At 71.6% G+C, this 18321-nt stretch carries 17 protein-coding genes and 1 tRNA gene; 13 read left to right on the forward strand and 5 right to left on the reverse strand.

Annotated elements, in window-relative coordinates; all coding sequences use genetic code 11:
• The first annotated feature begins 19 nt into the window (after nt 1-19).
• The 4 genes from desA to GTW67_RS14205 are packed head-to-tail and all read left to right on the forward strand — an operon-like array spanning nt 20 to nt 5043.
• Nucleotides 20-1462 carry a lysine decarboxylase DesA gene (gene desA / locus GTW67_RS14190; RefSeq protein WP_161165175.1) on the forward strand — a complete coding sequence of 481 codons (1443 nt, stop codon included), beginning with the start codon at nt 20-22 and terminating at the stop codon, nt 1460-1462.
• Nucleotides 1446-2729: a lysine N(6)-hydroxylase/L-ornithine N(5)-oxygenase family protein gene (locus GTW67_RS14195; RefSeq protein WP_161165176.1), complete on the forward strand. Its 1284-nt coding sequence runs from the start codon at nt 1446-1448 to the stop codon at nt 2727-2729. The genes desA and GTW67_RS14195 overlap by 17 nt, the downstream gene beginning before the upstream one ends.
• On the forward strand, nt 2726-3277 hold the full coding sequence (locus GTW67_RS14200) for a GNAT family N-acetyltransferase (protein ID WP_161165177.1): 552 nt from the start codon (nt 2726-2728) through the stop codon (nt 3275-3277). The genes GTW67_RS14195 and GTW67_RS14200 overlap by 4 nt, the downstream gene beginning before the upstream one ends.
• Nucleotides 3274-5043, forward strand: a complete 1770-nt coding sequence (locus tag GTW67_RS14205) for an IucA/IucC family protein (protein ID WP_161165178.1) — start codon at nt 3274-3276, stop codon at nt 5041-5043. The genes GTW67_RS14200 and GTW67_RS14205 overlap by 4 nt, the downstream gene beginning before the upstream one ends.
• A gap of 81 nt (nt 5044-5124) precedes the next feature.
• On the opposite strand, the gene GTW67_RS14210 is transcribed toward GTW67_RS14205, so the two are convergent.
• Entirely contained in the window at nt 5125-6729 is a 1605-nt protein-coding gene (locus tag GTW67_RS14210; RefSeq protein WP_161165179.1) for a family 20 glycosylhydrolase, read from the reverse strand.
• Nucleotides 6730-6806: 77 nt separating this feature from the next.
• On the opposite strand from GTW67_RS14210, the gene GTW67_RS14215 reads away from it, so the two are divergent.
• From GTW67_RS14215 to glmS, 3 genes are all read left to right on the forward strand, one after another.
• On the forward strand, nt 6807-7706 hold the full coding sequence (locus tag GTW67_RS14215; protein WP_161165180.1) for a DUF4429 domain-containing protein: 900 nt from the start codon (nt 6807-6809) through the stop codon (nt 7704-7706).
• Nucleotides 7707-7770: 64 nt separating this feature from the next.
• Nucleotides 7771-8028 carry a hypothetical protein gene (locus GTW67_RS14220; protein WP_161165181.1) on the forward strand — a complete coding sequence of 86 codons (258 nt, stop codon included), beginning with the start codon at nt 7771-7773 and terminating at the stop codon, nt 8026-8028.
• Between the two features lie 38 nt (nt 8029-8066).
• The gene (glmS, locus tag GTW67_RS14225) at nt 8067-9884 is read left to right on the forward strand and encodes a glutamine--fructose-6-phosphate transaminase (isomerizing) (protein ID WP_161165182.1); all 1818 of its coding nucleotides are present in this window, start codon (nt 8067-8069) and stop codon (nt 9882-9884) included.
• Between the two features lie 78 nt (nt 9885-9962).
• On the opposite strand, the gene GTW67_RS14230 is transcribed toward glmS, so the two are convergent.
• Entirely contained in the window at nt 9963-10490 is a 528-nt protein-coding gene (locus GTW67_RS14230) for a universal stress protein (RefSeq protein ID WP_073723318.1), read from the reverse strand.
• A 303-nt stretch (nt 10491-10793) separates the two neighbouring features.
• On the opposite strand from GTW67_RS14230, the gene GTW67_RS14235 reads away from it, so the two are divergent.
• From GTW67_RS14235 to GTW67_RS14250, 4 genes are all read left to right on the forward strand, one after another.
• Complete coding sequence (locus tag GTW67_RS14235; protein WP_202437213.1) at nt 10794-11126, forward strand: hypothetical protein; 333 nt, start codon at nt 10794-10796, stop codon at nt 11124-11126.
• A 386-nt stretch (nt 11127-11512) separates the two neighbouring features.
• The gene (locus tag GTW67_RS14240; RefSeq protein ID WP_161165183.1) at nt 11513-12700 is read left to right on the forward strand and encodes a helix-turn-helix domain-containing protein; all 1188 of its coding nucleotides are present in this window, start codon (nt 11513-11515) and stop codon (nt 12698-12700) included.
• Nucleotides 12701-12925: 225 nt separating this feature from the next.
• Nucleotides 12926-13528, forward strand: a complete 603-nt coding sequence (gene orn, locus GTW67_RS14245; RefSeq protein ID WP_161165184.1) for an oligoribonuclease — start codon at nt 12926-12928, stop codon at nt 13526-13528.
• A 99-nt stretch (nt 13529-13627) separates the two neighbouring features.
• A tRNA-His gene (locus GTW67_RS14250) sits at nt 13628-13700 on the forward strand.
• A 72-nt stretch (nt 13701-13772) separates the two neighbouring features.
• Here the strand turns inward: GTW67_RS14250 and GTW67_RS14255 are convergent.
• The 3 genes from GTW67_RS14255 to GTW67_RS14265 all read right to left on the reverse strand — a co-directional run bounded on the left by GTW67_RS14255 (nt 13773) and on the right by GTW67_RS14265 (nt 16736).
• On the reverse strand, nt 13773-14807 hold the full coding sequence (locus GTW67_RS14255) for an iron chelate uptake ABC transporter family permease subunit (protein WP_161165185.1): 1035 nt from the start codon (nt 14805-14807) through the stop codon (nt 13773-13775).
• The gene (locus GTW67_RS14260; RefSeq protein WP_161165186.1) at nt 14804-15856 is read right to left on the reverse strand and encodes an iron chelate uptake ABC transporter family permease subunit; all 1053 of its coding nucleotides are present in this window, start codon (nt 15854-15856) and stop codon (nt 14804-14806) included. Before GTW67_RS14260 ends, GTW67_RS14255 begins: the two co-directional genes overlap by 4 nt.
• A gap of 133 nt (nt 15857-15989) precedes the next feature.
• Entirely contained in the window at nt 15990-16736 is a 747-nt protein-coding gene (locus tag GTW67_RS14265) for a helix-turn-helix domain-containing protein (protein WP_161165187.1), read from the reverse strand.
• Nucleotides 16737-16874: 138 nt separating this feature from the next.
• On the opposite strand from GTW67_RS14265, the gene GTW67_RS14270 reads away from it, so the two are divergent.
• Nucleotides 16875-17861 (forward strand): ABC transporter substrate-binding protein, encoded by a 987-nt coding sequence (locus tag GTW67_RS14270; RefSeq protein ID WP_161165188.1) that lies wholly within the window; start codon nt 16875-16877, stop codon nt 17859-17861.
• A partial coding sequence (locus tag GTW67_RS14275; protein WP_161165189.1) for a siderophore-interacting protein occupies nt 17861-18321 on the forward strand: 461 nt, incomplete at its 3' end. The genes GTW67_RS14270 and GTW67_RS14275, both read left to right, overlap by 1 nt.

The following is an 18321-nucleotide window of genomic DNA, read 5'->3' on the forward strand; positions in this document are numbered from 1 at the left end:
CCCACCGGAGGACCCCCACATGCGCTCGCACCTGCTCAACGACACCACCGCGGAGCAGTACCGCCACTCCGTGACCCAAGGAGTCGAGCGGGTGGCCGCCAAACTCGCCGCCACCGACCGGCCGTTCACCGGCATCACGGTCGACGCCCTCGCTCCCCGCATCGACGGGATCGACCTCGACCGGCCGCTGCACGACACGGCCGCGGTCCTCGACGAGCTGGAGGACGTCTACCTCCGCGACGCCGTCTACTTCCACCACCCCCGCTACCTCGCCCACCTCAACTGCCCGGTCGTCATACCCGCCGTGCTCGCCGAGGCGGTGCTGACCGCCGTCAACTCCTCCCTCGACACCTGGGACCAGTCGGCGGGCGGCACGCTCATCGAGCGGAAACTGATCGACTGGACGACCGCCCGCATCGGCCTCGGCCCCGCCGCCGACGGCGTGTTCACCTCCGGCGGCACCCAGTCCAACCTCCAGGCGCTGCTGCTGGCCCGCGAGGAGGCCAAGACCGACGACCTGGCGAAACTGCGGGTCTTCGCCTCCGAGGTCAGCCACTTCAGCGTGCAGAAGTCGGCGAAACTGCTCGGCCTCGGCCCCGACGCCGTCGTGTCGGTCCCCGTCGACCACGACAAGCGCCTCCAGACCGTCGCCCTCGCCCGCGAGCTGGAGCGCTGCGCCGCGGACGGCCTCGTCCCCATGGCCGTCGTCGCCACCGCCGGCACCACCGACTTCGGCTCCATCGACCCGCTGCCCGAGGTCGCCGCGCTCTGCGCCCAGTACGGGGTGTGGATGCACGTGGACGCCGCCTACGGCTGCGGGCTGCTGGCCTCCCTGAAGTACCGGGACCGGCTGACCGGCATCGAGCGGGCCGACTCGGTCACCGTCGACTACCACAAGTCCTTCTTCCAGCCGGTGAGTTCGTCCGCCCTGCTGGTCCGGGACGGGGCCACCCTGCGCCACGCCACCTACCACGCGGAGTACCTCAACCCGCGGCGCATGGTGCGCGAGCGCATCCCCAACCAGGTCGACAAGTCCCTCCAGACCACCCGCCGCTTCGACGCCCTCAAGCTGTGGATGACGCTGCGCGTGATGGGCGCCGACGGCATCGGCGAGCTCTTCGACGAGGTGTGCGACCTCGCCGCCGAGGGCTGGCAGCTGCTCGCCGCCGACCCGCGCTTCGACGTGGTCGTCGAGCCGAGCCTGTCCACGCTGGTCTTCCGCTACGTCCCGGCGTCCGTCACCGAGCCCGCCGAGATCGACCGCGCCAACCTGTACGCCCGCAAGGCCCTGTTCGCCTCCGGCGACGCCGTGGTCGCGGGCACCAAGGTGGCCGGCCGCCACTACCTGAAGTTCACCCTGCTGAACCCCGAGACGACCACGGCGGACATCACCGCCGTCCTCGATCTGATCGCCGGCCACGCCGAGCAGTACCTGGGAGAGTCCCTTGACCGCGCTTCCTGAAGCCAGTGCCCCGTACGACTTCGTGGGGATCGGCCTCGGCCCCTTCAACCTCGGCCTGGCCTGCCTCACCGAGCCCATCGCCGAACTGAACGGCGTCTTCCTGGAGTCCAAGCCCGGCTTCGAGTGGCACGCCGGCATGTTCCTGGACGGCGCCCACCTCCAGACCCCGTTCATGTCGGACCTGGTCACCCTCGCCGACCCGACGTCCCCCTACTCCTTCCTCAACTACCTGAAGGAGAAGGGCCGGCTGTACTCGTTCTACATCCGCGAGAACTTCTACCCGCTGCGCGTCGAGTACGACGACTACTGCCGCTGGGCCGCGGACAAGCTGACCAGCGTCCGCTTCTCCACGACGGTCACCGAGGTCACGTACGACGGGACCGACGAGCTGTACGTCGTCGCCACCACGTCCGGCGACACCTACCGCGCCCGCCGCCTCGTCCTCGGCACCGGCACCCCGCCGCACATCCCGGACGCCTGCCGCGGCCTGGCCGGCGACTTCCTGCACAACTCGCGCTACGTCCAGCACAAGGCGGAGCTCCAGCGCAAGAAGTCGATCACGCTGGTCGGCAGCGGCCAGTCCGCCGCCGAGATCTATCAGGACCTGCTGAGCGAGATCGACGTCCACGGCTACCAGCTGAACTGGGTGACGCGCTCCCCGCGCTTCTTCCCGCTGGAGTACACCAAGCTCACGCTGGAGATGACCTCCCCGGAGTACGTGGACTACTACCACGCGCTGCCCGAGACGACCCGCTACCGGCTCACGGCCGAACAGAAGGGCCTGTTCAAGGGCATCGACGGCGACCTGATCAACGACATCTTCGACCTGCTGTACCAGAAGAGACTCGGCGGTCCCGTCCCCACCCGGCTGCTCACCAACTCGGCGCTGCACAGCGCCCGGTACGCCGACGGCACGTACACGCTCGGCTTCCGCCAGGAGGAGCAGGGCAGGGACTTCGAGATCGAGACCGAGGGCCTGGTCCTGGCCACCGGCTACAGGTACGCCGAGCCGGAGTTCCTCAAGCCCGTCCGCGACCGGCTGCGCCACGACTCCCAGGGCAACTTCGACGTCGCCCGCAACTACGCCGTCGACGTCACGGGGCAGGGCGTGTTCCTCCAGAACGCGGGTGTCCACACCCACAGCATCACCAGCCCCGATCTGGGCATGGGTGCCTATCGCAACAGCTACATCATCCGAGAGCTGCTCGGTGGCACCGAGTACTACCCGGTCGAGAAGACCATCGCGTTCCAGGAGTTCGCCGTATGAGCACCCCCACCGCCGCCGAGATCGGCGACCTCACCCTGCGTCCCCTCGACCCGCTGAAGGACGCCGTCCTGCTGCACAGCTGGGTCACCCACCCGAAGTCGGCGTTCTGGATGATGCAGGACGACACGCTGGTCGACGTCGAGCGCGCCTACATGGAGATAGCCGCCGACGAGCACCACCACGCCTACCTCGGCCTGCACGACGGCGTCCCCGCCTTCCTGATGGAGAAGTACGACCCGGCCCACCGCGAGCTGACCGGCCTGTACGAGCCGGAGCCGGGTGACGTCGGCATGCACTTCCTGGTCGCCCCCACCGACCGGCCCGTGCACGGCTTCACCCGCGCGGTGATCACCGCCGTGATGACCGAGCTGTTCGCCGACCCGGCGACCGCCCGCGTCGTCGTCGAGCCGGACGTCGGCAACAAGGCCGTCCACGCCCTGAACGCCGTCGTCGGCTTCGTGCCCGAGCGCGAGATCCAGAAGCCGGAGAAGAAGGCCCTGCTGAGCTTCTGCACCCGCGAGCAGTTCGAGAAGGCGGTGTCCGCATGAGCCTCGCCGACGCCGTGACCCACCTCTCCCCCGAACGCTGGGAGCAGGCCAACCGCCTCCTGGTCCGCAAGGCGCTGGCCGAGTTCACCCACGAGCGGCTGCTCACGCCCGAGCGGGACGGCGAGGAGTACGTCGTCCGCAGCGACGACGGCACGACCGCGTACCGCTTCACCGCCACCGTCCGCGCCCTGGACCACTGGCAGGTGGACGCCGGCTCGATCACCCGTCACCGTGACGGGACGGAACTCCCGCTCGCCGCGCTGGACTTCCTCATCGAGCTGAAGGACTCCCTGGGGCTGAGCGACGACATCCTGCCGGTCTACCTGGAGGAGATCTCCTCCACCCTCTCCGGCACCTGCTACAAGCTCACCAAGCCGCAGCTCACCTCCGCCGAGCTGGCCCGGAGCGACTTCCAGGCCGTCGAGACCGGCATGACCGAGGGCCACCCCTGCTTCGTCGCCAACAACGGGCGGCTCGGCTTCGGCATCCACGACTACCTGTCGTACGCGCCGGAGACCGCGAGCCCGGTCCGGCTGGTGTGGCTGGCCGCGCACCGCTCGCGGGCGGCGTTCACGGCGGGCGTGGGCATCGAGTACGAGTCCTTCGTGCGGGAGGAGCTGGGCGAGGAGACCGTCGAGCGCTTCCACGGCGTGCTGCGCGAACAGGGCCTGGACCCGGCGGACTACCTGTTCATCCCGGTCCACCCCTGGCAGTGGTGGAACAAGCTCACCGTCACCTTCGCCGCCGAGGTCGCCCGGCAGCACCTGGTGTGCCTGGGCGAGGGCGACGACGAGTACCTGGCCCAGCAGTCCATCCGCACCTTCTTCAACACCTCGCACCCCGAGAAGCACTACGTGAAGACGGCCCTGTCCGTCCTCAACATGGGCTTCATGCGCGGCCTGTCGGCGGCGTACATGGAGGCCACGCCGGCCATCAACGACTGGCTGGCGCAGCTCATCGAGGGCGACCCGGTGCTGAAGTCGACGGGGCTGAGCATCATCCGCGAGCGGGCGGCCGTCGGCTACCGGCACCTGGAGTACGAGAAGGCCACCGACCGCTACTCGCCGTACCGCAAGATGCTGGCGGCGCTGTGGCGGGAGAGCCCGGTGCCGTCGCTCCAGGAGGGCGAGACGCTCGCCACCATGGCCTCCCTCGTCCACGTCGACCACGAGGGCGCCTCCTTCGCGGGCGCGCTGATCGAGCGGTCGGGCCTCGCGCCCACCGAGTGGCTGCGGCACTACCTGCGGGCCTACTTCGTCCCGCTGCTGCACAGCTTCTACGCCTACGACCTGGTCTACATGCCGCACGGCGAGAACGTGATCCTCGTGCTGAGGGACGGGGTCGTGCAGCGGGCGGTCTACAAGGACATCGCCGAGGAGATCGCGGTGATGGACCCGGACGCGGTCCTTCCGCCGGACGTCTCGCGCATCGCGGTGGAGGTCCCCGAGGACAAGAAGCTCCTGTCGATCTTCACGGACGTCTTCGACTGCTTCTTCCGCTTCCTCGCGGCCGATCTCGCCGAGGAGGGCATCGTCGAGGAGGACGCCTTCTGGCGGACGGTCGCGGAGGTCACCCGCGCCTACCAGGAGTCGGTGCCGGAGCTGGCCGACAAGTTCGCCCAGTACGACATGTTCGCGCCCGAGTTCGCGCTGTCCTGCCTCAACCGGCTCCAGCTGCGCGACAACCGGCAGATGGTGGACCTCACGGACCCGTCCGGCGCGCTCCAGCTGGTCGGCACCCTGAAGAACCCCCTCGCGGGCCGCTGACGGCCCCCCACGGGCGGACGGGCACCCCGGAGACGGTCCTCCGGGGTGCCCGTTCAGGTGTTCCGACTCAGTTCGTGCGGGTCAGTTCGTCCAGGGCACCTGGGGCGAGCGGTAGTAGTCGATGCCCAGCGCCTCCCAGCGCGGCGCCTGCCCGGCCAGCCGCACCTTGTACGTGTCCCAGTCGTGCGTGGCCGCCGGGGACCAGCCCAGCTCGGCGACGCCCGGCAGCCGCGGGAAGGCCATGTACTCCAGCTGGTCCGGCTCGGACAGGGTCTCCGCCCACAGCGGCGCCTCGACCCCGCGCACCGCGGAGGCCGGCACGCCCGGCAGATAGGCGCCCGGGTCCCAGTCGTAGGACCGCTGCACCTCGACGTAGCCCGCCCAGGACAGGCCCAGCTCGGTGTCCTTGGTGTACTTCATGTCGAGGTAGGTCCGGTCGGCCGGCGAGATGATCAGTCCGGTGCCGTTCTGCGCGGCCTGGGCGACCTGGGCCTTCTCGGCGGCGCTGGTGCCGTCCAGGCCCCAGTACTGGGCGAGCGCCCCCTTGGCCGGGACGGCGCCGGTGAGCTGGTGCCAGCCGACCACCGTCTTGCCGTACTTCGCGACGATCGGCTGCACCCGGTCCATGAACTTCACGTAGTCCTCGTGCGGCGTGGAGTGCGCCTCGTCGCCGCCGATGTGGAGGTAGCGGCCGGGGGTGAGCGCGGCCAGTTCACGCACGACGTCGTCGACGAAGTCGTACGTGAGGTCCTTGTCGACGCACAGCGAGCTGAAGCCGACGCTGGTGCCGGTGTACAGCGGGGGTGCCACGCCGTCGCAGTTCAGCTCGGCGTAGGAGGCGAGGGCCGCGTTGGTGTGTCCCGGCATGTCGATCTCGGGGACGACCTCCAGGTGCCGGGAGGCCGCGTACCGCACGATCTCCTGGTAGTCGGCCTTCGTGTAGTACCCGCCGGGGCCGCCGCCGACCTCGGTGGAGCCGCCGTAGGTGGCCAGGCGCGGCCAGGAGTCGATGGCGATGCGCCAGCCCTGGTCGTCGCTGAGGTGCAGGTGGAGCTTGTTGAGCTTGTAGAGGGCGAGCCGGTCGATGTAGCCCTTGACCTCGTCGACGGTGAAGAAGTGCCGGGAGACGTCCAGCATGGCGCCGCGCCAGCCGTAGCGCGGGGTGTCCTTGACCGTGCCGCCCGCGACCAGCCAGGGGCCGGGCTGCGCGGTCTTCTTCTCGACGGCGGCGGGGAGCAGTTGGCGCAGGGTCTGGACGCCGTGGAAGAGGCCGGCGGGCTTCGCGGCGGTGATGGTGACGCCGGACCGGCCGCTGTCGAGGCGGTAGCCCTCGTCGCCGTAGGGGCCCTTCGCCAGGCGCAGCCGGATGCCGCCGTCGCCGTGGGAGGTGACGGGCAGGCGGTAGCCGGTGGAGGGCCGCAGTACGCCCGCGAGGTAGTCGCCGACGCCGCGGGCCTCGCGGGAGCCGTCGACGCGGATCCGGGTGCCGGGGGTGATGCGGTACGGGGAGCCGCCGGGGTCGACCGAGGACGGGGCGGGGATCACCCGGTCCAGGGGGACCGGTTCCGCCTTCTGGGCGGGGGCCGCCCCGACGGTGAAGGCTCCGGCCGCCGCCACGAGCAGCAGCGACCCGAGCAGCCGGGTCATGCGGGGAGTCGTTCCGCGGTGCCGATGGTGCCGTCTCACGTGCTCTCCCTTCACGATGGGTATAGACCACTCTCCCGCACAACGGCCGCGCACAGAAGCGATGGAACAATCTCGGCATGGCGGAAATCATCCAGAAGGACGGAACGTGGGTCTTCGACGGCGACACCCTGCGGCTGACACCCGGACGCGACAAGAACGTCGGTCTGCTCCGCCGGGAACTGGGTGAACTGGTCGTCCCGCTGCGGGCGTTGGCGGGCATATCGTTCGAGCAGGGCAAGAAGTCCGGGCGGCTCAGGCTGCGGCTGCGGGACGGCGCCGACCCGCTGCTGCACGCGACCGGCGGCCGGCTGGCCGAGCCGCACGACCCGTACCAGCTGATCGTGGACGCCGACCGGTACGGCGTCGCCGAGTACCTGGTCGACGAGGTGCGCAACGCCCTGCTGCTCGAACAGGTCCCGTCCGACCCGGTGGACGCCTATCTGCTGGCGGGGCCCTCCGTCCCGCTGTCGGTGACCGCCGGGGACGGCACGGCGAGCTTCGACGGCGAGCGGGTGCGGCTGGAGTGGAAGTGGCAGGCGGAGGACTCCAAGTCCGCCGGCGGCCCGCGCACCCTGCCGCTCGCGGACATCACCGCCGTGGAGTGGCAGCCGTCGGCGGGCCTGGAGAACGGCCACCTCCGCTTCACCGTGCGGGCCGCGCCGACCAAGGTGCCGCCCAAGTACGACCCCAACGCGGTCGAGTTGTGGGGGTTCAAGAAGGACCCCCTGATGGCCCTGGTGGCCGCCGCCGTCCAGGCCCGCCTCCCCCACCCGGCGGGAGCGCCCGCCCTGGAGCCCGCGGGTCCGGCCGAGCCCGCCGCGACTCCTGCCCCCGCGCCCGCGCCCGCGGCCGCACCCAAGGACGACCACGACGCGCTGCTGCGGCGGCTGCGGGAGCTGGGCGAGCTGCACCGCTCCGGGGTGCTGACGGACGAGGAGTTCACGCTCGCCAAGCAGGCGATTCTCCGGCGAATGTAAGGCGCCTGCCCGAAATCGGGCAAGATTCTTGCGAAAGCGTCGGCCGTACCCCAGGATCTACCGGGTGCACGACGAACTCGTTGATCACCTGACGCGGTCCACCCCCCTCAACCGGGGCGAGGCGCTGCGCGTGGTCCAGGACGTGCTCGCCTACTTCGACGAGACGACCGAGGAGTACGTCCGTCGCCGCCACCGCGAGCTCCAGGCCCAGGGCCTGGTGAACGCGACGATCTTCGAACGGATCGCGGCGGAACTGAAGTACCGCGCGGTCGCGCCGCCGGAGCTGACGCTCCGCCAGCTGCGCCGCATCGTCTACGGCTGACAAGCCGTGGGACACGAGACCTGCGAGGAATACGGTATATGTGCGGAATCGTCGGATACATCGGCAAGCGTGACGTCGCGCCCCTCCTCCTTGAGGGCCTCCAGCGCCTGGAGTACCGCGGCTACGACTCGGCGGGCATCGTCGTCACGTCCCCGAAGACGGCCGGCCTGAAGATGGTCAAGGCCAAGGGCCGGGTCCGCGACCTGGAGGCCAAGGTCCCGGCGCGCTTCAAGGGCACCACCGGCATCGCCCACACCCGCTGGGCCACCCACGGCGCCCCCTCCGACGTGAACGCCCACCCGCACATGTCGGCCGACCACAAGGTCGCCGTCGTACACAACGGCATCATCGACAACGCCGCCGACCTGCGCCGCAAGCTGGAGGCGGACGGCGTCGAGTTCCTCTCCGAGACCGACACCGAGGTCCTCGTCCACCTCATCGCCCGTTCCGAGGCGGAGAAGCTGGAGGACAAGGTCCGCGAGACCCTCCGCGTCATCGAGGGCACCTACGGCATCGCCGTGATGCACGCCGACTTCCCCGAGCGCATCGTCGTCGCCCGCAACGGCTCGCCGGTCGTCCTCGGCATCGGCGAGAAGGAGATGTTCGTCGCCTCGGACATCGCCGCGCTGGTCGCCCACACCCGCCAGATAGTCACCCTCGACGACGGCGAGATGGCCACCCTCAAGGCCGACGACTTCCGCACCTACACCACCGAGGGCACCCGGACCACGTCCGAGCCCACCACCGTGGAGTGGGAGGCCGCCTCCTACGACATGGGCGGCCACGACACCTACATGCACAAGGAGATCCACGAGCAGGCCGAGGCGGTCGACCGCGTCCTGCGCGGCCGGATCGACGACCGCTTCTCCACCGTGCACCTCGGCGGCCTCAACCTGGACGCCCGCGACGCGCGTGCCGTGCGCCGCGTGAAGATCCTCGGCTGCGGCACCTCGTACCACGCGGGCCAGATCGGCGCCCAGATGATCGAGGAGCTGGCCCGCATCCCCGCCGACGCCGAGCCCGCCTCCGAGTTCCGCTACCGCAACGCGGTCGTCGACCCCGACACCCTCTACATCGCCGTCTCCCAGTCCGGTGAGACGTACGACGTGCTCGCGGCCGTGCAGGAGCTGAAGCGCAAGGGCGCCCGGGTCCTCGGCATCGTCAACGTCGTCGGCTCGGCGATCGCCCGCGAGGCCGACGGCGGCATGTACGTGCACGCCGGCCCCGAGGTCTGCGTCGTCTCCACCAAGTGCTTCACCAACACCTGCGTCGCCTTCGCGCTGCTCGCCCTGCACCTGGGCCGCACCCGCGACCTCTCGGTGCGCGACGGCAAGCGGATCATCGAGGGCCTGCGCAAGCTGCCCGCGCAGATCTCCGAGATGCTGGAGCAGGAGGAGGAGATCAAGAAGCTGGCCGCGCAGTACGCCGACGCCCGCTCGATGCTCTTCATCGGCCGCGTCCGGGGCTACCCGGTCGCCCGCGAGGCCTCCCTGAAGCTCAAGGAGGTCTCCTACATCCACGCCGAGGCCTACCCGGCCTCCGAGCTGAAGCACGGCCCGCTCGCCCTGATCGAGCCCGCCCTGCCGACGGTCGCGATCGTGCCGGACGACGACCTGCTGGAGAAGAACCGCGCGGCGATGGAGGAGATCAAGGCCCGCAGCGGCCAGATCCTCGCGGTCGCCCACCGGGAGCAGGAGAAGGCCGACCACACCATCGTGGTGCCGAAGAACGAGGACGAGCTCGACCCGATCCTCATGGGCATCCCGCTCCAGCTCCTCGCCTACCACACGGCGCTGGCGCTCGGCCGGGACATCGACAAGCCGCGCAACCTCGCCAAGTCGGTCACGGTGGAGTAGTCACCCGCAGAACCGCCGAACGGCCCCGCACGTCTCGCGTGCGGGGCCGTTCGCGCAGGCATCGGGTCGCCCGGACCGTCAGGGAATGACCACCACGGGCCGCTGCGCCCGCTTGGCGAGGCGTCCGGCGACGGAGCCGAAGAGCCGGCCCACGAGTCCGTGGCTGGAGCCGACGACGATGGCGTCCGCCTCGTACTCCCGGCCCACTTCCTCCAGTTCGTGGCAGATGTCGCCGCCGCGCTCGACCAGGATCCAGGGCACCTCGGTGAGATAGTCCGCGCACGCCAGCTCCAGGCCCAGCACCTCGGTGCGGTGGTCCGGCACGTCCACGAAGACGGGCGGCTCGCAGCCCGCCCACACCGTGGTCGGCAGCCGGTTGGCGACGTGCACGATGACCAGGCCCGAGCCGAGCCGGCGGGCCATGCCGATGGCGTACGCGAGAGCGCGCTCGCTGGAGGTGGAGCCGTCGAAGCCGACGACGACGCCGTGCTTGAAGGCTGGGTCGCACGACTGGCGTGGCTCTTCCGCCGCCAGGGGCTCGGCCGCCGTAGGTTCGGCGACGGGCCGCTTGCGGTCCGCGGGTTCGAAGAATTCGTGACCGGCCATGACTGTCTCGGCGTTTATATCCTCTATGGGGGGCAACAGTGTGCGGCGGAGCTGTGTCCGGGAATGGTCTTCCCAACCCCATACCCCCAAGGGTACGGCGGCACGCCTCCTTCGCCCAGATCCCGCGAAGGGTCCGCCGCGGTTCCCCGGAGCATGCCCGAGGGGACGCCCGTAACGCAATGGTTGCTGCGCTGTACAGGCGGTTTGCACGGGATTCAACTGTCCGCACGCCCGGCCGGGGCCCGACGTGACCGACGGACCTCACGGACGTTGATCACCACGAGCCAGCCCCAGGGAGCACGCATGCCGTCCGGACCGCACCAGCCCGCCGAGCCGCCGCCCGGCACCCCCGGGCCGGCGGCGCCGCCGCGGGACGGTGTCACCGATCTGGTCCGCTGGGCCGTGTTCAGCTGCGCCCTCGTCCCGGTCGTGCTCCTCTGGTACGGCACCTCCCTCGCCGGCGCGGCCGGCACCGCCGTGGGACTGGCCGCCCTCACCGGCGCCTGCCGCCTGCTGCTGCGCCGGTCGGAGCGCGGCGCGGCCCCGCAGCACGAGGGAGCCGGGGTCCACCGCCGGTCCGGGCGGGGCGGGCACAGGGGCGCTCACCGCACCGGGGAGAACACACCGGTCGGTTGACCGGTTTCCGCGCACGCGCCCGCTTCTTTTCAGCCAACTTCCAGGGGGGTCCCTCCCCCTGTCCGAACCACCCCCCAACCCCCGTTCCACCTGCACGGACAGGGTCGCGGAGGCCCCGCGCACCCTATGTGGATTGGCCACCGCGACAAGGCGCACTTCCCTGTGGCGCCCCGGAGTGCGACGCTTCGTGATCGACTGCTTCACGCCAAGTTGCCATGTCGACAATGTCCCAAGTGCCGAACCGGCCACCTCGGTACGACAGGACGCAGTAGATTCGATCTTGACTTTCTACGGCGGGGGACTCGTGCAGGACCGAGGGGAAACGTGTTGGAGCGACAGACCCGAAAGGTTGAGGGCGCCGCGACCACCGAGGGGGGCTTAGCCGGATGAGCCACGACTCCACCGCCGCGCCGGAAGCCGCGGCCCGGAAGCTGTCCGGGCGCCGCCGCAAGGAGATCGTCGCGGTACTGCTGTTCAGCGGCGGTCCCATCTTCGAGAGTTCCATACCGCTGTCGGTCTTCGGGATCGACCGCCAGGACGCCGGCGTGCCGCGCTACCGGCTGCTGGTGTGCGCCGGCGAGGACGGGCCGCTGCGCACCACGGGCGGCCTCGAACTCACCGCGCCACAGGGCCTGGAGGCGATCTCCCGCGCCGGCACGGTCGTCGTGCCCGCCTGGCGGTCGATCACCTCGCCGCCGCCCGAGGAGGCGCTCGACGCGCTGCGCCGGGCGCACGAGGAGGGTGCCCGCATCGTCGGACTGTGCACCGGTGCCTTCGTGCTGGCGGCGGCCGGCCTGCTGGACGGCCGGCCCGCCACCACCCACTGGATGTACGCGCCGACGCTGGCCAAGCGCTATCCGTCGGTGCACGTCGACCCGCGCGAGCTGTTCGTGGACGACGGCGACGTGCTGACGTCGGCGGGCACCGCGGCCGGGATCGACCTGTGCCTGCACATCGTGCGCACGGACCACGGCAACGAGGCGGCCGGCGCGCTGGCCCGGCGCCTGGTGGTCCCGCCGCGCCGCAGCGGCGGCCAGGAGCGCTACCTCGACAGGTCTTTACCCGAGGAGATCGGCGCCGACCCGCTCGCCGAGGTCGTCGCCTGGGCGCTGGAGCACCTCCACGAGCAGTTCGACGTGGAGACGCTCGCCGCGCGCGCCTACATGAGCCGCCGCACCTTCGACCGCCGGTTCCGCTCGCTGACGGGCAGCGCCCCGCTCCAGTGGCTGATCACCCAGCGGGTGCTCCAGGCGCAGCGACTCCTCGAGACGTCGGACTACTCGGTGGACGAGGTCGCGGGCCGCTGCGGCTTCCGTTCACCGGTGGCGCTGCGCGGCCACTTCCGCCGGCAGCTGGGTTCGTCCCCGGCCGCCTACCGGGCCGCCTACCGGGCCCGCCGCCCCCAGGGCGACCGGCCGGTGGACGCGGAGGGCGGCACACCGCGGTCGCCCGTCCCGCACGAGGCCGGCCAGCCGTCCGTCGTTCCGCCGGACAACCAGGTCCCGTTCCAGACCCGCCGCACCCCGGTCCCGGCCGCAGCGGCCAGCCTCCCGGGCCAGCGCAGCGCACCGTGAGGTGACGGAAGCCGAGAACGCCGGACGGGCAGTCCCACCCAGCCCGTCCGGCGCTTCCGTCGTCGTGCTCCGTCTCACGCCGGGCGCGCAGCCCCACCCAGCCCGTCCGGCGTTTGAGGACGAGGCCGTTCAGGCCGAAGCGGGGGTCCGGGGGCGGCAGCCCCCGGCGGGGCCCGCACGGACGCCGGGGGTCCAGGCGACGCACGTCAGCCGTACAGTGGCCGCATGAACGATCGCATGGTGTGGATCGACTGCGAGATGACCGGCCTCTCGCTGTCCGACGACGCGCTCATCGAGGTGGCCGCCCTCGTCACCGACTCCGAGCTGAACATCCTCGGCGAGGGCGTCGACATCGTCGTCCGTCCGCCGGAGCGGGCCCTGGAGACGATGCCGGAGGTGGTGCGTCAGATGCACACCGCGTCCGGCCTGCTCGCCGAGCTCGACGGCGGCACGACGCTCGCGGACGCCGAGGCCCAGGTCCTGGCGTACGTACGGGAGCACGTGAAGGAACCCGGCAAGGCCCCCCTGTGCGGCAACTCGGTCGGCACCGACCGGGGCTTCCTGCTGCGGGACATGCCGACGCTGGAGGACTACCTCCACTACCGGATCGTGGACGTCTCCTCGATCAAGGAGCTGGCCCGGCGCTGGTACCCGCGGGCGTACTTCAACAGCCCCGAGAAGAACGGCAACCACCGCGCCCTCGCCGACATCCGCGAGTCCATCGCCGAGCTGCGCTACTACCGCGAGGCCGTCTTCGTCCCGCAGCCCGGCCCCGACTCCGACACCGCCAAGGCGATCGCCGCGAAGCACGTCGTCACCGCCCGGTAGGGGCCCCGCGAAAGGCGGGCGCGAGCACCCCTTCGGACCCTGTACACTTTTTCTCAGCCGGTCGGGGAGCCCCGCAAGAGGTTCCGACTACCGGCCATGGTGGGTGTAGCTCAGCTGGTAGAGCACCTGGTTGTGGTCCAGGATGCCGCGGGTTCAAGTCCCGTCACTCACCCTGACACGTCAGCCGGTGGCCTTCACGAAGGCCACCGGCTGACGGCGTTCCGGGCCGCCCACCGCCGGCGGTTCAGAAGCCGCGCCGGCTCTCCCTCACCAGCAGCACCAGCAGATACGCGCCGCCGGCGCACACGGTGACCGCGCCCGTCGGCAGCAGCACGCCGGGGACCGCGTGCTGCGCCGCGATGTCCGCGCCGAGCAGCAGGACCGCCCCGACGAGCGCCGAGCCGGCCAGGTCGACGGAGGTCCCGTGCCCGGTGAGGCGGCGGGCGATCTGCGGCGCCGCCAGCGCGACGAACGCGATGGGGCCGGCCGCCGCCGTCACCACGGCCGTCGCGGTCACCCCGAGAAGCACCAGCAGCAGCTTCGTACGCTCGACCGGCACGCCGAGCATCGCCGCCGTGTCGTCACCGAGCTCCAGCCGCCGCATCCTGCGCTGCGCCACCGGAGCCGCCAGGGCGACCAGCGCCAGCACGACGGCGGCCATGCCGATGGCGGTCCAGTCGACGGTCGCCAGCGAACCGGCGTTCCACACCGCGGCCCGCAGCGCGGTGTCGACGTCGGCCTTCACCGAGAACCAGGTGTTGACGGAGGAGAGCAGCGCGCCGACCGCGATGCCCACGATGATGAGCCGGAAGCCCTGCACCCCCCGCCGGAACGCCAGCAGGTACACGGCGAGGGCGGTGAGCAGCCCCCCGGCGAGCGCGCCCGCCGCGAGCGCCGAGTAGCTGGTCGCCCCGGCCAGCAGGGCGAGGACGACACCGGTGTAGGAGCCGGTGGTGAAGCCGATGACGTCGGGGCTGCCGAGCGGGTTGCGGGTCAGGGACTGGAAGACCGCGCCGCCCAGGGCGAGGGCCGCGCCGAAGAGCACGGCGGCGACGATGCGCGGCGCCCGCCACTCCAGGACGATCTTGCGGACGCCGCTCCCGGCGGAGCCCGTGACGACGTCGGCCAGGTCCCCGAGGGTCAGGGGATAGCTGCCCAGCGTGAAGGCCCACAGGGCCAGCGCGACCAGCACGGCCCACAGCAGCCCGCACACCAGGAGCGCCCTGCGCGTCACCCTCAGGCTCAGAGGCCCCGCCCTGAGGACGAGCACCCCGCTCACAGCGCCCTCACCCGGCTGCCGCGCACCAGCACGATCAGTACGGGCACGCCGATGAGCGGCATCACCACGCCGACCGGCAGCTCGGAGGGGAGCACGATCAGCCGGCCCAGGACGTCGGCGACCAGCACGATCACCGGCGCGAGGACGGCGGAGTAGACGAGGATCCAGCGCCAGTCGGGCCCGGTGACCCAGCGCACGGCGTGCGGGACCATCAGGCCGACGAAGACCAGCGGGCCCGCCGCGGCCGTCGCCGCTCCGCACAGCAGTGTCACCGCGATCACCACGCCGGTGCGGGTCGCCCCGACCCGGAGTCCGACGGCCCGCGCGGCGTCGTCGCCGAGGGCGATGGCGTTGAGCGGCCGGGCGCAGCAGGCGGCGGCCACCAGGCCGGCCAGGACGAACGGCGCGACCGCCGCGGCGGTGCCGCCCGGGCGGTCGGTGACCGTGCCCGCTCCCCAGAACCTCATGCGGTCGAAGGTCTCCGTGTCGATCAGTGCGAGGGTCTGGGAGATGCCGGACAGCACCGCCGTGAAGGCGATCCCGACGAGGGTGAGCCGCAGGGGCGTGGGCCCGCCCCGGCCGCCGCTCGCGGCGAGGTAGACCACCGCCGAACCGGCGATCGCCCCGGCGAACGCGAAGGGCAGGTACTGCTCGATGCGCGTGACGCCGAAGACGGCCACGCCCAGGGTGACGGCGAAGCCCGCGCCGGCGTTGACCCCGAGGATCCCCGGATCGGCCAGCGGGTTGCGGGTGAGGGCCTGGATGAGCGCGCCCGCGACGCCGAGGGACACGCCGACGAGGACGCCGAGCAGGGTGCGGTCGACGCGGGCGCCGCTGACGGTGGCGTGGGACGCGGAGCCGTCGGGTGCGGTGAGGGCCTGCCACACGACGTCCAGGGGGAGCATCGCCGAGCCCACCGCGACGCTGAGCACCACCGCGGCGAGGAGCACCCCGACGGCGACGCCGAGGCCGAGCAGCCGGCGCGTCGTCCGGGGGTGCGACGGCCGGGCCGGCGGTGGCGCGGCCGTCCTCGCGAGCGCCTGTGCCATGCGTCCTCCCTGAGCGGCCCGCCGCGCGGCGGGCCGGTCACCGGCCGTGCGCACGGTGACCGCCGTACTGTCGTCCTGTCCGAATCTGTCCACGGGGCCGGTTCCGTGACCGGCCGGCGTCCCGGGGCGTCCCTCAGCGGCCGCCGAGTGCCCCCACCGGGTCCGTCGTGAGCGCGCTCACCGGGATGCCGGATTCGCGGCTGAGCGCGCGCAGCAGTCCGGCCCGGGTCGCGTAACCGGCCGCCCTGGCCGCCGCCGTCAGCTCACCCCCGCCGAGGAGGTGTTCGACGGCGGCGTTCATCCTGGCCCGGTTCCGCCACCGTGTGAAGGGCAGTCCGGTCTCGTCGAGGAAGACACGCTGCACCTGACGGGAGCTCATCCGGTGCCGTTCGGCCAGTTGCTCCAGCGTCGCGGCGGGGGCGCGCAGCGCCTCGCGGGCGAGTGCGCGCACCGCGGGACGGGTGGGCAGGACGACCGGGAAGTACTGCCGGGAGATGCCCCGCAGCACGCTGCCGAGGGCCCGGCGGAACGGCCGGACCTCCTCCGAGGTGCCCGGGGCCGCGCCCAGCGCGGTGGTCATCACCTCGGTGATCGCGGGCACCACCCCGAGCGGCTGGACACGGCGTCGGGGCAGGTCATCGGGGGTGAGGGTGGGTCCGAGCGCCATGCCGCCGGGGTCGATCCGCAGCGCGTGCGGGACGCGCGGGGCGATCCAGACGGCCTCCTGGCGGCCGAGCTGCCACTCCTCGCCGTCGGCGAGCAGACGGGCGGAGCCGGTCACGACGTAGATGAGGTGCGGCTCGTCGTGCTGGTGCGTGTCGTGGCCGAGAAAGCGGATGGCGTTCTCGGCGACCACGGTGCCGAGCGATGTCACCGGCAAGCCTGCCTCCCGTACCTGCGAGATGTCGTGTCCGTCACCGGTGATGTCGCACGCGGGCCGACGCCACGGAACCAGCGAGGTTAGCCTCACCTTACCAACAGGACGAATACGCGCTCCTGCCCAGCACCGTGAGGTCCCATGCTTGCTCCTGCCCGCCTGTTCGCCGTCGCGCTCGTCGCCGCGCTGGCCCTCACCGGCTGCGCGGACTCCGACTCGTCGGGCGACGCGGACAAGGCGTCCGCCGCGACAACCCGTACCGTCAAGACCGACTACGGCGACGTGAAGGTGCCGACCGAGCCGAAGCGGGTGGTCGTCCTGAACCACGCGCTCGCCGGATACCTCTACGACCTCGACGTGCCCGTGCGCGCGACGATCCCCGAGGACGCCGACGGCAAGGGCGAGTTCTCCCCGTACTGGGCGAAGGAGGCGAAGGAGGACGGGACGACGTTCCTGCCGTGGAGCGTCGACGGCTTCGACCTGGAGGCCATCCTCGCCCTCGACCCCGACCTCATCGTCGGCGGCGGCATCGGCTTCCCGCTGTTCCAGGCCGAGAAGGTGTACGACGACCTCTCCGACATCGCCCCGACCGTGCTGGTCGGCAAGAAGCTCGGGGACTGGCGGTCCCAGCTCTCCTTCCTCGCCGGTGACGTGTTCGGCAAGAAGAACGTCTACGACGAGCACGTGGCCGCGTACGACAAGCGGATCGCCGAGGTGAAGAACGCGATCGAGCCCCCGCCCGGCCCGGTGTCCTTCCTGGCCGTCACGGGCGACGGCACCGCCTACGGGCTGGTGGAGAGCGTGGGTCTGCCGACCGAGTTCAAGAAGGTCGGCATCGAGCCGGCGCCGGTCTTCGCCAAGGGCGGCTTCAAGGTGTACGGCGGGGGCGGCGACATGTTCGAGCTGTCCACGGAGAAGGCGGGGCAGACGCTCACCCAGCCGTCCGTGTTCGTGATGGGCTTCAACGCGGACACGACCGACGTCGCCACCCTGAAGAAGAACCCGGTCTACGGCGCGCTGCCGGCCTTCAAGTCCGGTCACGCCTACGACCTGCCGTACTGGGTGCTGCGCGGCGACTACGACGAGTCGATGGCCCTGCTCGACATCATCGAGGAGAAGTTCGCCTGATGGCCGCCCAGCGCACGTACACCACGCACCCCCTCGTCCTGCGCCGGGTCACGGTGCGCCGCGTCCACGAGGTGACGCCCCGGATGCGGCGCGTCGTCCTCGGCGGCGACCAGCTCGGCCCGTTCACCCGGGACGGGGTCCGCCATCCCGCCTTCGCGGCGCCGGGGTTCGACGACCACGTCAAGGTGATCCTGGCCGCGGACGGGGACGTCCGCGCGGCGCTCCCCGCGCAGTTGCCGCACGGTGTCGAGTGGACGCCGGCCGAGCACCGGCTGACCCGCGACTACACGCCCCGGCGGGTGGACGCCGAGGCCGGCGAGTTCGACCTCGACTTCGTGGTGCACGGTGACGGGCCCGCGGCGGCCTGGGCCGCGTCGGCGCGGGTGGGCGACGAGCTGTGGTTCGTCGGGCCCAAGTCGTCGCTGCGGCTGCCGGAGGGGCTGGACTGGATCCTGCTCGA

Origin of the sequence: Streptomyces sp. SID5910, from assembly GCF_009862125.1 — a bacterium.
In the GTDB taxonomy this organism is placed as follows: Bacteria; Actinomycetota; Actinomycetes; order Streptomycetales; family Streptomycetaceae; genus Streptomyces.

Bases quoted from the DNA above. Each gene is read 5' to 3' on its own strand.
- GTW67_RS14230 (WP_073723318.1), bottom strand. From the start codon at position 10,490: ATGGCCGGTCACGAATTCTTCGAACCCGCGGACCGCAAGCGGCCCGTC.
- GTW67_RS14270 (WP_161165188.1), top strand. From the start codon at position 16,875: ATGCTTGCTCCTGCCCGCCTGTTCGCCGTCGCGCTCGTCGCCGCGCTG.
- GTW67_RS14205 (WP_161165178.1), top strand. From the start codon at position 3,274: ATGAGCCTCGCCGACGCCGTGACCCACCTCTCCCCCGAACGCTGGGAG.
- desA (WP_161165175.1), top strand. From the start codon at position 20: ATGCGCTCGCACCTGCTCAACGACACCACCGCGGAGCAGTACCGCCAC.
- GTW67_RS14260 (WP_161165186.1), bottom strand. From the start codon at position 15,856: ATGGCACAGGCGCTCGCGAGGACGGCCGCGCCACCGCCGGCCCGGCCG.
- GTW67_RS14200 (WP_161165177.1), top strand. From the start codon at position 2,726: ATGAGCACCCCCACCGCCGCCGAGATCGGCGACCTCACCCTGCGTCCC.
- GTW67_RS14215 (WP_161165180.1), top strand. From the start codon at position 6,807: ATGGCGGAAATCATCCAGAAGGACGGAACGTGGGTCTTCGACGGCGAC.
- orn (WP_161165184.1), top strand. From the start codon at position 12,926: ATGAACGATCGCATGGTGTGGATCGACTGCGAGATGACCGGCCTCTCG.
- glmS (WP_161165182.1), top strand. From the start codon at position 8,067: ATGTGCGGAATCGTCGGATACATCGGCAAGCGTGACGTCGCGCCCCTC.
- GTW67_RS14235 (WP_202437213.1), top strand. From the start codon at position 10,794: ATGCCGTCCGGACCGCACCAGCCCGCCGAGCCGCCGCCCGGCACCCCC.
- GTW67_RS14240 (WP_161165183.1), top strand. From the start codon at position 11,513: ATGAGCCACGACTCCACCGCCGCGCCGGAAGCCGCGGCCCGGAAGCTG.